This is a genomic window from Dinoroseobacter shibae DFL 12 = DSM 16493, assembly GCF_000018145.1.
In the GTDB taxonomy this organism is placed as follows: Bacteria; Pseudomonadota; Alphaproteobacteria; order Rhodobacterales; family Rhodobacteraceae; genus Dinoroseobacter; species Dinoroseobacter shibae.
The window spans coordinates 1-12,873 of record NC_009956.1 but is presented as its reverse complement, the minus strand read 5'-3'; the positions used below and the strand labels follow the sequence as shown (position 1 = coordinate 12,873).

The 12,873-nt window shown below is 68.4% G+C and carries 13 protein-coding genes; 2 read left to right on the top strand and 11 right to left on the bottom strand.

The window, feature by feature from the left end:
- Positions 1-82: 82 nt before the first annotated feature.
- The 3 genes from DSHI_RS19195 to DSHI_RS19185 are packed head-to-tail and all read right to left on the bottom strand — an operon-like array spanning position 83 to position 2,225.
- Entirely contained in the window at positions 83-1,072 is a 990-nt protein-coding gene (locus DSHI_RS19195) for a DUF4440 domain-containing protein (RefSeq protein ID WP_012187197.1), read from the bottom strand.
- Positions 1,047-1,238, bottom strand: coding sequence for a hypothetical protein (locus tag DSHI_RS19190; RefSeq protein ID WP_012187196.1), 192 nt, complete (start codon positions 1,236-1,238; stop codon positions 1,047-1,049). The genes DSHI_RS19195 and DSHI_RS19190 overlap by 26 nt, the downstream gene beginning before the upstream one ends.
- A gap of 57 nt (positions 1,239-1,295) precedes the next feature.
- Positions 1,296-2,225 carry a hydrogen peroxide-inducible genes activator gene (locus tag DSHI_RS19185; protein ID WP_012187195.1) on the bottom strand — a complete coding sequence of 310 codons (930 nt, stop codon included), beginning with the start codon at positions 2,223-2,225 and terminating at the stop codon, positions 1,296-1,298.
- 113 nt (positions 2,226-2,338) lie between these two features.
- On the opposite strand from DSHI_RS19185, the gene katG reads away from it, so the two are divergent.
- Positions 2,339-4,516, top strand: coding sequence for a catalase/peroxidase HPI (gene katG / locus DSHI_RS19180; RefSeq protein ID WP_012187194.1), 2,178 nt, complete (start codon positions 2,339-2,341; stop codon positions 4,514-4,516).
- Positions 4,517-4,574: 58 nt separating this feature from the next.
- On the opposite strand, the gene DSHI_RS19175 is transcribed toward katG, so the two are convergent.
- A complete protein-coding gene (locus DSHI_RS19175; protein WP_012187193.1) occupies positions 4,575-5,189 on the bottom strand; it encodes a hypothetical protein in 615 nt (204 codons plus the stop codon).
- A gap of 4 nt (positions 5,190-5,193) precedes the next feature.
- Positions 5,194-5,790, bottom strand: a complete 597-nt coding sequence (locus DSHI_RS19170; protein WP_012187192.1) for a HupE/UreJ family protein — start codon at positions 5,788-5,790, stop codon at positions 5,194-5,196.
- A 125-nt stretch (positions 5,791-5,915) separates the two neighbouring features.
- Between DSHI_RS19170 and DSHI_RS19165 the strand changes: the two genes are divergently transcribed.
- Positions 5,916-6,458 carry a CIA30 family protein gene (locus DSHI_RS19165; protein WP_012187191.1) on the top strand — a complete coding sequence of 181 codons (543 nt, stop codon included), beginning with the start codon at positions 5,916-5,918 and terminating at the stop codon, positions 6,456-6,458.
- Here DSHI_RS19165 and DSHI_RS19160 read toward each other — a convergent pair.
- The 6 genes from DSHI_RS19160 to DSHI_RS19135 form a co-directional block, all read right to left on the bottom strand.
- Positions 6,455-7,132, bottom strand: a complete 678-nt coding sequence (locus DSHI_RS19160) for an aspartate/glutamate racemase family protein (RefSeq protein ID WP_044029450.1) — start codon at positions 7,130-7,132, stop codon at positions 6,455-6,457. The two genes, DSHI_RS19165 and DSHI_RS19160, sit on opposite strands and share 4 nt — an antisense overlap.
- Positions 7,133-7,134: 2 nt before the next feature.
- Entirely contained in the window at positions 7,135-8,136 is a 1,002-nt protein-coding gene (locus DSHI_RS19155) for an ABC transporter ATP-binding protein (RefSeq protein WP_012187189.1), read from the bottom strand.
- Positions 8,133-9,128 carry an ABC transporter ATP-binding protein gene (locus DSHI_RS19150; protein WP_012187188.1) on the bottom strand — a complete coding sequence of 332 codons (996 nt, stop codon included), beginning with the start codon at positions 9,126-9,128 and terminating at the stop codon, positions 8,133-8,135. The genes DSHI_RS19155 and DSHI_RS19150 overlap by 4 nt, the downstream gene beginning before the upstream one ends.
- Entirely contained in the window at positions 9,125-10,012 is an 888-nt protein-coding gene (locus DSHI_RS19145; RefSeq protein WP_012187187.1) for an ABC transporter permease, read from the bottom strand. The genes DSHI_RS19150 and DSHI_RS19145 overlap by 4 nt, the downstream gene beginning before the upstream one ends.
- A gap of 3 nt (positions 10,013-10,015) precedes the next feature.
- On the bottom strand, positions 10,016-10,969 hold the full coding sequence (locus DSHI_RS19140; protein ID WP_012187186.1) for an ABC transporter permease: 954 nt from the start codon (positions 10,967-10,969) through the stop codon (positions 10,016-10,018).
- An 82-nt stretch (positions 10,970-11,051) separates the two neighbouring features.
- Positions 11,052-12,707: an ABC transporter substrate-binding protein gene (locus DSHI_RS19135; protein WP_012187185.1), complete on the bottom strand. Its 1,656-nt coding sequence runs from the start codon at positions 12,705-12,707 to the stop codon at positions 11,052-11,054.
- Positions 12,708-12,873 lie beyond the last annotated feature (166 nt).

The window sequence follows — 12,873 nt, the reverse complement described above, 5'->3', positions numbered from 1 at the left end:
CATCGTTCGACCCCGGTGTAAAGCAAAGCTTTTGCCGGGGCGAAAGACCAATTGCCGCGCAAGGCCCGTCCCCGACCCCGCCTCAGACGATGCTGAGCAGGGTGCGCACCAGCGCGGTCTGGGACTGAACCCCGGTCTTTTCGAAAATGCGCGACAGATGGGTCCGGGCGGTGTTGACGCTGATGCCCAGCTCGCGCGCCGCCGCGGTCAGGCTCTGCCCACCCACCACGTGGCGGGCCAGGGCGGCCTGCGCCTCGGACAACCCGTAGAGCGCGCGCGCCAGGTCGAGCCGGGCATCGAAATCGCCCCCGGGCTGCAAATCGACGAAGGTCATGCCGTCCCGCACGAAGAGCATGCAGACCGCAAGCCCGCCCTCCGCCGTCTCGCCCAGCACCAGGGGCAGGCGGAACTGCCGCCCGTGATCGGCGGTAAACCGGTAATGCTGGCAAAACCCGTGCAGCCCGGCGGCCCGGGCCAACCCCTCCTGCAGCACCGCGTCCCAGGCCGGGCGCCGCGCCCTGAGCCTCCCTTGGGATATCGTCAGGCCCGGATGACCCGCCAGGGCCGCGCGCGCCCCCTCGGGCAGCGACAGGACCTGTCCCCGCCCGTCCACGGCGATCCGCGGCCCGGCATCTTCGACCGCACCGCTGAGCACGAAGGCGGCATGCAGGATGAGCCAGCCCTGCGGCCCCTGTTCCAGCGTCCGGGTCTCGAAGGTGCGCTCGTGCCGCCCGCCCCGGTGCACCCCGTGCCCCTCGAAACTGACAAAGGCGAAGCCGCCGGTCCGGGTCACGCTGACATTGCGGCGCTCGAAGCTCAGGATCTCGCAACTTGCCCCGGCCGCGAAGACCCCGCGCATGTAGCTGGCCAGCGCCTCCCAGCCGTCCTGCACCGTGACCCCGAACGCGGCGGAGGCGCTGATTAGCCGCGTGCGCGCATCCTGGACCCAGCAGGCGGCCCAACCGTCGAAATCCCGCACCACGAAAGTGTCGGTCTCACGGGCGATCACGGCCATGATCGCCGCGTCCTCCGGGTCGCGGCGGGGCTCAGACGGGGTGCCTGACACGCTCATCGCGCGCGGGTCTCCGGATGGCAGGCATGGGTCGGACCGCGCCAAGCACGGCCCCCGCCCGGCGCAGCCAGACCCAGAGGGCCATGTCCGGCCGTGTATAGAGGGCCTCCGGGTCCAGCGGGCGGCGGGCCATGTCGGCGGCGAGTTTCAGATGCATGGGGTCCATGGGATCGCTCCATCGTTGCGTCCCCTCCGGTGTGCCAGATCTGCGCGCCCTGCCCTGTCATCCGATCGGACCACGCGGCGCGGAAAACCCCGCATCGGCCACCGCCCCGGCCTGGCGCAGGGTCGCGCCGATCTCGGCCAGTTGCGCGGCCAGGGGGTTGGTCTTGCGCCAGACCATGCCGATGGTGCGCGACGGCGCGGGCGGCTCGAAACGGGCGACCGACACCTCGGCGCGGGCGGTGTCCAGCGGCACCGCCATCTCCGGGATCAGGGTCAGCCCCATGCCCGCGCCAACCATCTGCACCAGGGTCGAGAGCGAGCTGCCCTCCATCATGTAGCGCGGCTCGCCCACGGAGATATCGCAGAAACTCAGGGCCTGGTCGCGGAAACAATGCCCTTCCTCCAGCAGCAGGAGCCGCATCTCCTTCAGCCGCTCGGGGCTGGGGACCGGCTGGTCCGCCTCGTCGGCGGCGCGCACCAGCACGAAATCCTCGGAAAAGAGCGCGAATTCCCGCAAGTCCGGCTCCGAGATCGGCAGGGCCACCAGCGCCGCGTCCAGCCGCGAATCGAGCAGCTCCGCAATCAGCGTCTCGGTCACCGTCTCGCGCGGCTGCAACTCGATCGCGGGCATCCGAAGGGCCAGCGCCCGGATCACCTGGGGCAGGAAATAGGGGGCGACGGTGGGAATCACCCCGATCCGCAGCCGCCCGACCAGCGGCCCGTCGCGGGACCGCACAAGCTCGTCCAGCTCCCCGATCTCGGCCAGGATCTTGCGCGCCCGCAGGCGCAGGTCCTCCCCCAGCCCGGTCAGCCGGATCTCGCGCGCGCGCCGTTCGACCAGCGGCGCCCCCAGCATCGCCTCCAACTCCTTGATCTGCATGGACAGGGCCGGTTGCGAGATGCCCGAGGCCTCCGCCGCGCGGCCGAAATGGCCGGTGCGGGCCAGGGCATCGAAATAGCGCAGGTGTTTGAGGGTCAGTCCTTTCATAAGTCCAGCTTATCGGCGCGGTAAGAAAAAGCAATTAGCCTTTATCGCCGCGCCTGCCTATACCCGGCCTGCGAGGGGGCCCTCCCGAGGCCCCGATGACGATGGAGGACACTATGGACGGCAACGATCTGCGCAATGTCACGGGATGCCCCGTCATGCATGGCGGCAACACCGGCATGAACACCAGCCCCGTGCGCTGGTGGCCCAACGCGCTCAACTTGGACATCCTGCACCAGCATGGCGCCCGGGTCAGCCCGATGGACCCCGATTACGACCACCGCGAGGCGGTGAAGGCTCTCGATTTCCAGGGCGTCTGGGATGACGTGGACAAGCTGCTGACCGACAGCCAGGACTGGTGGCCGGCCGACTGGGGGCACTATGGTGGCCTCTTCATTCGCCTGTCGTGGCATGCCGCGGGCTCCTACCGTCTGGGCGACGGCCGTGGCGGGGCCGGCACCGGCAACCTGCGGTTCGAGCCGCTGAACTCCTGGCCCGACAATGCCAGCCTCGAGAAAGCCCGCCGCCTGCTCTGGCCGGTGAAGAAGAAATACGGCAACGCGCTGTCCTGGGCGGACCTTCTGGTGCTCGCCGGGACCGTGGCCTACTCCAACATGGGGCTCAAGACCTTCGGCTTCGCCTTTGGCCGCAAGGACATCTGGGGCCCCGAGATCGACATCAACTGGGGCAGCGACAGCGAGATCCTCGCCCCCACGGACGAGCGTGTGACCGATGTGGCCGACGCCAACTCCATGGCCAATCCCCTGGCCGCGTCCCATATGGGCCTGATCTACGTGAACCCCGAGGGGGTGAACGGCACGCCCGATCCGGCCCAGACCGCGAAATACGTGCGCATGACCTTCGCGCGCATGGCGATGAATGACGAGGAAACCGCCGCCCTGACCGTGGGCGGGCACACCGTGGGCAAGGCCCATGGCGGCACGATGGCCGACAAGGTCGGCGCGGATCCCGCCGGTTGCCCGGTGCACATGCAGGGCTTCGGCTGGGAAAACCCGGGCTTCGACGGCAACGCCAACACCGCCCATACCTCGGGGCTCGAAGGTGCGTGGACCTCCAACCCGACCCAATGGGACAACGGCTATCTAGAGTTGCTGTTCAAGTATGACTGGGAAGTCACGAAATCCCGCGCAGGCGCCTTCCAGTGGGAGCCGGTCAACATCGCCGAGGAGGACATGGTCCCCGACGCCACCGACCCCTCGATCAAGCACAATCCGATCATGACCGACGCCGACATGGCGATGAAGGTCGATCCGATCTATCGCGAGATCTGCGAGCGGTTCCACAAGGATCCGGACTACCTCGCCGACACCTTCGCGCGCGCCTGGTTCAAGCTGACCCACCGCGACATGGGGCCCAAGGCCAACTACTACGGCCCCTTCGTGCCGCAAGAGGACCTGATCTGGCAGGATCCGATCCCCGAAGGCCCCACCGGCTATGACGTGGACGCGCTCAAGGCCAAGATCGCCGAAAGCGGGCTGAGCGCCGCCGAAATGATCGCCACCGCCTGGGACAGCGCGCGGACCTTCCGCGGCTCTGACATGCGCGGCGGAGCCAACGGCGCCCGCATCCGCCTCGTGCCCCAAAAGGACTGGGCTGGCAACGAGCCGGAGCGTCTGGCCAAGGTCCTCGGCATTCTGGAGCCGCTGGCAGCGGCCGCCGGAGCCTCCATCGCGGATACCATCGTGCTGGCGGGCAATGTCGGCATCGAGATGGCGATCAAGGCCGCGGGCCAGGATGTGCCGGTGCCCTTCGCACCGGGCCGGGGCGACGCCACGGATGCCATGACCGATGCCGAAAGCTTCGAGGTGATGGAACCCTTCGCCGACGGCTTCCGCAACTGGTCGAAAGAGCGGTACTCCGTCAGCCCCGAAGAGCTGATGCTCGACCGCGCGCAGCTGCTGGGCCTGACGGCGGCGGAAATGGCCGTGCTCGTCGGCGGGCTCCGGGTGCTCGGGGCCAACCATGGCGGCAGCGCCCATGGCGTCTTCACCGACCGGGTCGGCACGCTGACCACGGATTTCTTCCAGACCATCACCGACATGGCCTATAAATGGGTCCCGCTCGACGATGGCACCTACGAGATCCGCGACCGCAAGTCCGGCGACACCGTCTACACCGCGACCAGCGCGGACCTGGTCTTCGGCTCCAACTCGCAACTGCGGGCCATTGCCGAGGTCTACGCCCAGGACGACAACGAGACGAAATTCGTCCGTGATTTCGTCGCCGCCTGGACCAAGGTGATGAACGCCGACCGGTTCGACCTGCTGGCCTGAGCCAGTGGGCTCCGGGCAGACCGCCTGCCCGGACCATCCCCCGGCGTCGCTCTGATTTTCAGAGCGGCGCCACCTCCGCCCCCGGCGCGAAGACCAGCGCCAGCATCAGGGCCGCGACAGCCGCGATCCACGCCGCCAGCACCCGCAGCCCGATCGCCACCCAGGGCGCGCGCATCTTCTCCCGCAGCACCACCAGCAACCCGACCCCGTAGGCCAGCCCGAGGCTCGCCCCGGTGATCGCACCCGCCATGGTGACGATCCGGTCCTGCACCGGTCCCGGTCCGGGGATCGAGGCCTGCCCGATCAGCCCACCCCCCAGTACCAGCAGCCCGAACGCCACCGCCGCCCCCTGCCCCGGCAGGCTCGCCGCAGCCACCGCGGCCACCAGGCCCACGGCAAACAGCGGCACCTCCAGCGCCGCCAGAACCGGCCCCGGCAGCAGCGATGCAAAACCGGCGGCAAAGAACACGCCCAGCATCCAGGGCACAAGACGGGTCGCGAAGCCGCCCACCACCAGCGCAAGCGCCAGGATCACAACGACCTGCCCGGGCGTCGAGAATGGATGCGCCAGGCCGAGGAAAAACCCCTCCACCCCCGGGGCCGGGCTATGGGCGCGCGCAGGCCCCGCGACGCCCAGCCCGAAGAGCCAGACGCCCCATGTCGCAAGCCTCACGGCATCACGCCATGCCGGTCAGGAACGCCACCCCCGCGATGGAAATCAGCCCCCCTGCCCCGCGCACGGCCATCCGTCCCGCGGGCCACTTTATCGCCAGCCCGAATGCGATCCCGATCATGTGCAAGAGCCCGGTCGAGATCACGAAGCCCACGGCATAGGCAAAGGCATTGACCGTGCCCGGCAGCTCGGTGCCATGGGCGTAGCCGTGAAACACTGCAAACAGCCCCACGATCACCGCCGCCACCCAGAGCGGCGGGCGCACCACGAAGGCGATCATCAGCCCCAGCACCACCGCCGAGAGCGCGATCCCCGTCTCGATCGCCGGAACCGGGACACCCGCAATTCCCAGCACCGCGCCAAGCGCCATGACCAGCGGGAAGACCACCGGCAGGATCCAGATCGCCGGCGCGCCCAGAAACGCGCCCCAGAGCCCGACGGCGACCATCGCCGCCACGTGATCCCAGCCCAGGATCGGGTGGGTGAAGCCCGCAACGAACCCGCCGCCATGGCCGTGGGTCTCATGGGCCAGCGCTGGCATGGCGCTCAGCGACACGAGGATGAGAACCGCCAGAACGGCGGGCAAAACGCGATGCAGCATGGAAAACTCCCGAATGAAACCGAAACCCTGGGGGTGACGCTACGCCAGCCCCCGGGCGCGATCAACCACCCTCGACAGGAGCACGCCGCGCCGCCACACTGGCCGCCAAACCCGAGGGGGACCCCATGCGCCATCTGCTTGCCGCCCTGCTGATCCTGCTCGCCCCCATGGCCCAGTCCGAGGCGCCGATGACCGACGATTTCACCGCCCAGCCCGAAACCCGCTGGCGCTTTTTCACCGATGGGGTGATGGGCGGCGTCTCCGAGGGGCAGGTCGCGTTCCTGACCGAGGCGGGCGTGCCCTTCGCCCGGATGACCGGGCAAGTCAGCACCGCCAATCGCGGCGGCTTCATCCAGATGCGCCGGGATCTGCCGGAGGCCGCGCCCGAGACCGCCACGGGCATCCGTCTGGTCGCGCGCGGCAATGACCAGCGCTATTTCGTCCACCTGCGCACGCGCGGATCGCGCCTGCCCTGGCAGTATTACCAGGCCGGGTTCGAGGTCGCTGGCGACTGGGCCGAGATCCGCCTGCCCTTTGCCGATTTCGTGCCCTCGGGCCGGATGCTGCGCGCCCTGCCCCGGCCCGAAAGCCTGACCTCCATCGCCATCGCCGCCTTCGGACGGGACCATGCGGCCCGCGTCGATATCCGCGAAATCGGGGTGTACTAGGCGCTCCGCTCCAGGCTCGTCGCCGGGTCGCGCTGCGCGGCCCGGGCCGCCGACAGGACCAGCGCCGTGGCCGCCAGAACCGGGTCGATGATTGGCACGTCCACGCCCTCGGCGATCTGCCCGGCCAGGGGCGACATCCCTGCGCAGCCCAGCACGACCGCCGCCTCCGGCGCGGTCTCCAGCAGCCCGGCGAGCGTGGCGCGCAACTGCGGCAGACCGGCGGCGAGGCCCAGAACCGGCACGCCCGCGGCCACGACGCCCCGGCAGCGCGGCGCCAGACCCATCAGGTCGATATTGTCCGCGATCACCGGCACCGAGCCCTCGGTCGTGGTCAGCACCGCGAATTCCGCCCGGTGCAGGCTTGCCGCGAGGCAGCCCGCCTCCCCCAGCCCGGCGATCGGCCCGGCGCAGCGCGCCCGCAACTCCGCCAACCCGGTATCGTCGAAACAGCCCACCACGACCCCCGTGGCCCCTTCGGCCAGGGCCGTGTCATACAGCGCGAAAAGACCCGGCAGGCAGGCGAGCGCATCCTCCGCCCCCTGGATCGCCGGCGGCCCGGCCAGGTTGGTGTAGCCCACGACCTCCACATCGGTCGGGACGGCGGCGCGCGCGGCGGTGACCATGTCGTCGGTCATGGTCCGGGTCGCGTTCGGGTTCAGTATGGCAAGACGCATCTTCATTTCGCCGCCGACACCTGACCGGAGGGCCGGGCGTCCTCCACCGCGGCGACGCAGCGCGCCCAGCGGTCGGGCCCCTGCGTCCACACCGGCAGCGGATCGCTTGCGCAGGCCTCCCGCGCGCGGTCGCAGCGCGGCGCGAAGGCACAGCCCACCGGCGGAGCATGGAGCGCGGGCGGCGCGCCGGGGATCGCCTCCAGCGGCGTGCCGGGCTCCGCGCCCACCAGGTTCGCCGCAAGCAGGCCCTTCGTATAGGGATGGCGCCCGTCGCGGATGATCTCGGCGACGCTGCCGGTCTCCACGAAACTGCCGGCATACATCACGGCAAGCCGGTCCGAGACCTCCACCGCCACCCCGATATCATGGGTGACGAAGATCACGCCCATGCCCATCTCCTTCTGCAATTCCCGCAGCAGGAGCAGCACCTGGATCTGCACCGTGGCGTCCAGTGCGGTGGTCGGCTCGTCCGCCAGCAGCAGCTTCGGCTTGCAGGCCAGCGCCAGCGCGATCATCGCCCGCTGGCGCATGCCGCCCGACATCTCGTGCGGATAGGCCTTCAGCCGCCGCTTGGCCGAGGGGATGCGCACCAGCTCCAGCATCTCCAGCGCGCGCGCCATGGCGTCGCGCTGGCTCAGCCCCTCGTGGCGCACCACCGATTCCGCGATCTGCTGGCCGATGGTATAGACCGGGTCCAGCGCCAGCGCCGGGTCCTGGAAGATCATCGACACGACCCCGCCCCGGTGATCGGCCAGCGCCCGCCCGTTCAGAGCCAGAACGTCCTGCCCGTCGACGCGCACCTGCCCGCCGATGCGGGTCTTTTTCTCGGGCAGGAGCCGCAAGAGCGTCTTCAGCGTCACCGACTTGCCCGACCCGCTCTCGCCGAGAATGCCCAGCACCTCGCCCGGGGCCAGCTTGAAGGACACGCCATTGACCGCGTGGACCGGCGGCGTGCCGTCGAAGCGCACCGTCACGTCGGTCATCTCTACCAGGGGATGGGTCATGCCGCGGCCTCCCGCATCTTGGGATCGTTGAGGTGACAGGACGCGTAATGTCCCGCCCCCACGCGCAGGTTCGACGGCCGTTGGGCGGAACACGCCCCGAACGCCTCGGCGCAGCGGGTATGGAACCGGCAGCCCGAGGGCGGATCGATCGGGTTCGGAGGATCGCCCGACAGGGGCGCCTCGGTCGTGCGCCGATCCGGGTCGAGCGACGGCATCGCCGCCAGCAGGGCGCGGGTATAAGGATGGCGCGGGTCGGCATACATCTCGGCGGTCGGCCCGATCTCGGCCACCTCGCCCAGATACATCACCATTACCCGGTCCGACACGTGCCGCACCACGTTCAGATCGTGGGAGATGAACACATAGGTCAGGTTCCGCTCGCGCTTGAGGTCCATCAGCAGGTTGAGAACCTGCGCCTCCACCGACTTGTCGAGCGCCGAGACCGCCTCATCGAGCACGATCACCTCCGGCTGGAAGGCCAGCGCCCGCGCGATATTCACCCGCTGCCGCTGCCCGCCCGACAATTCATGCGGATAACGCGGCCCGAAGCGCGACGGATCAAGCCCGACCCGGTCCAGCAGGTCGCGCGCGATGCGCTGCGCCTCGGCCTCGGACACCCCGTGCACCGTCGGCCCGAAGGCGATGGCATCCAGCATGCTCATCCGCGGGTTCAGCGAGGCATAGCTGTCCTGGAACACCATCTGCACATGGCGGCGAAACTCTTTCAGGGGCATTTCCGTCCCGGCCACATGGCCCTGGAACCGCACCTCGCCACTATCGGCGCCGAGCAACTGCACCAGCAATCGCGCCGTGGTGGACTTGCCGCAGCCACTCTCGCCGACAACGCCCAGAGTCTCGCCCGGGGCGACCTCGAAGGTCACGTCATCGACCGCGCGCACCACGCGCCGGTTCTTCCCCCAGCCGCCCAGGGGAAAATGCTTCACCAGGTTATGCGCCGACAGAACCGCGCCGGATGTGTCTTGCTTGGTCATTGCTTGATATCCATGGCAGAGCGCAGTCCGTCACTGAGCATGTTGAAGGAAATCGACGTGAGGAAGATCATCACCCCCGGCAGGGCCGCCAGCCAAGGCTGCACGTAGATCGCGTTGCGCAGCGTGTTCAGCATCAGCCCCCATTCCGCGTTGGGCGGGCTCACGCCCAGGCCCAGGAAGGACAGACCGGCCGCCAGGATCATCGACACGGAAATCAGGCTGGTGGCATAGACGAAGATCGGGCCCAGCACATTGCCCAGCACATGGTGGCGCACGATGGACAGGGCCGAGGCCCCGCTGGCCTTGGCGGCCTCCACGTATTCCAGCTCCCGCACCGCGGTGGTCACGCTCTCGGCGACCCGCGCAATCGGCGGGATGAACACCACCGTCAGCGACAGAAGCCCGTTGGCGATCCCCGCCCCCAGCGCGCCGGAAATCGCAATCGCCAGCAGGACGGACGGGAAGGCATACAGAACATCGAGCACCCGCATGGTGGCCGAGTTCACCCAGCCCCCCGCATAGCCCGCCGCGATCCCGATGGCCGAGCCGATGAAGAACGCGATCAGAACCGGCGTCACCCCCATGAACAGGGACAATCGCGCGCCGTAGATCAGCCGGCTCAGCATGTCGCGGCCCAACTCGTCCGCACCCAGGGGATAGCCCTCGGTCCCGATGGGCGACAGCCGGTCCATCATGCTCCCGTCCAGCGGGTCCTGCGGCGCGATCCAGGGCGCAAAGACCGCCATCAGGATCAGCCCCCCGGCGACGAGCCCCGCGCCCACCGCCACCTTGTCGCGCATGAAGCGCCGTCCGACCGACCGCCAGTAGCCCTCGGGCTTCTCGGCCTGTGCGATCAGGCTTATCTCGGATGCCGTTACCGCCATGGCTCAGCTCCTTTGCAGCCGGGGATCGAGCGCGCTCTGCGCGACATCCACCAGCAGGTTGAGAATGACGAAGAACATCGCCAGCACCAGGATCGTCCCCTGCAACAACGGCAGGTCACGCTGGAAAATCGCCTGTCCCAGCAGGAACCCCGTCCCGGGCCAGGAAAACACCGTCTCGATCAGGATCGATCCGCCCAGCAGGTAGCCCAGCTGCAGCCCCATCACCGCCAGGGCCGTGGGGGCGGCGTTCTTGATCACATGAGCCAGAACCCCGCGATCCAGGAGCCCCTTGGCCCGCAGCCCGGTGACATATTCCTGTTGCAGGATATCCGCGACCAGCGCCCGCACCGTCCGCGCCACGATCCCCATGGGGATCACCGACATGGTGACGGCGGGCAGGATCAGGTATTGCAGATGCTCCCAGTCGAAGGCCCATTCGCTCGACCCGCGCGGCCCCGCCCCGGTCGCGGGCAGCCAGCCCAACTGGACCGAGAAGATGATGACCAGCACCATGCCCAGCCAGTAATGGGGGATCGACACGCCCACGACCGAGATGGTCGAGGCCAGCTTGTCGATCCAGCTGTCACGGAAATACCCGGCCACGAAGCCGAACAGCCCGCCGAAGGTGAACCCGATGATCGTCGCGGTCACCGCCAGGATCAGCGTGTTGCCCACCGCGTTCAGCACCTCGGCCGTCACCGGCCGCCCGGTGGCGATGGAATTGCCCAGGTCCCCCTGCACCGCTCGGCCGAGCCAGCGGATGAACTGCTCGGGATAGGAGCGGTCGAAGCCGTAGATCGCCATGAGCTGCTGCTGCAACTCCACCGACGCATCCGGCGGCAGGATCGAGACCAGCGGATCGCCGGGCGAGATATGCACCAGCGCGAAGCACACCAGCGACACGCCCAGCATGATCGGGATCGTGTAGGCGACGCGACGTATCAGGAAAGTCAGCATGGCGGACGTCTCCGAAACCTGGAAAAGGGAAGGATGGGCCGCCGGCGGAAATGCACCGGCGACCCGAGGAGTGGCGACAGACTCAGGTGTCGTCGTCGAGGGTCATCGGCGCGATGTCGATGAACCAGCTCTTGGGCTGAACCACGTTGCCGACCCGCGGGCTCATGGCGCGCGGTCCCACGTCGTTGGCGATCCAGACGAAGGGCGCCTCTTCGACCACCCGGGCATGGAGCCGTGCGAGCGCCGCATCCCGGTCCGCATCGTCGAAGGAGGTCCGCGCCTCCGCGATCAGCGCGTCGAACTCGTCATTGCCGAAGAAGCCCCAGTTGTTCGACACCGGCGGGAAGGTCTCGGTCGAGACGAACCGCACCATGGCAAAGAACGGGTCCATCGTCGCAAAGGAGACGTTGATCGCATCCGCGTCCCGCGCGCCCTCGGATTTCGCCCCGGCCCGCCAGTTGTTGAACAGCGTGTTCCACTCGATCACGTCCAGGTTCACGTCGAAATGACACTCCGCCAAGTTCTGCTGGACATACTCGTTCATGGTCACCGGCTGCATCTGGCCCGACCCCGAGGCCGAGGTCTGCACCGTCACGCTCAGCGGGTTGTCCGGGCCGAACCCGGCCTCTTCCATCAGCGCGCGCGCCGCATCCGGGTCATACTTGATCTCGAAGGACGGGTTGCCCCACCACGGATGGCCCTCGTTCACCGTGCCCTGGGGCACCCCCATGTAGCCCCCCAGAAGCACCCGCAGCTCCTCGCGGTTCACACACAGGTTGGCCGCATGGCGCACCCGCTTGTCGAGCCAGGGCGAGTCCTCCACGAAGGACAGCTGCCAGGGCCAGACATGGGGCTGCGGGTTGGCGTAGATCACGTTGCCCTGGGATTCGATGCGCGGGATCACGTCCGGCGCGGGCGCCTCGATCCAGTCCACCTGCCCCGACAGCAAGGCCGCCGTGCGCGCGTTGGCATCCGGCAGCGGCACCAGAACCACCCGGTCGATGGTCGGCGTGCGCGCCGGGTCCCAGTAATTCTCGTTGCGCACCATCTCGAACCGCTCCCGCGGCACCAGGGTCTCGCCCTTGAACGGCCCCGTCCCCGACGGGTTGGCGGCGAAGGCGGTCCAGGCCGCGGCCGCCCGCTCGGTCGGGTCGGTGACCCCGGCATCCACCGCGTCATAGAGGCTCTGCCAATGGGTCGGCGAGGCCATGAAGAGCATCGTCATGTTCAGCGGCAGGAACGCATCGGGCTGTGACGTGGTCAGCTCCACCGTAAGCTCGTCGATCGCCCGGGCCGAGCGCAGGGTCGGCATCCGCGACGCGGTCGCACCCACCTGGTCGGGGGCGAAATGCGGCGCCTCGTCGTCGAGCACCTTCTCCACGTTCCAGACCACCGCCTCGGCGTTGAAGGGCGAGCCGTCATGGAAGGTCACGCCCTCGCGCAGCTTGAAGGTCCACTTGGTCGTGTCATCCGGGTTCACGGACCATTCGGTTGCCAGCCCGGGGATCACCACCGACGCCTCGGTCTCGGACGACAGGTCCCAATGGGTCAGGGCGTCGTACATCGGAATCCCGGTGAAGCGGTTGCCCTCGAAACCCTGGTCCGGCTGACCGGAGGTGCGCGGAATATCCGCCGCCGTCATCCCGATCGTCAGAACGCTTTCAGCCCAGGCCGAGCCGGAGGCCAGAACGGCGGCCATGGTCGCGGCCGCAGTCGTTGCCCAAAATCGTGTGCGCATGTCTCTCTCCTGTTGATGCTCTGCGCCCCGACTCGCGGCGGAGGCGGAACGCGGACAATTCTCATCAAACCCCGGCCAGCGCTTTGGCCACAGGATTATTTTTTATTGTATACATGTTTTAAATCTACCGCATACATTTGCAAGAGATTTGTGCAACTATCTTGCG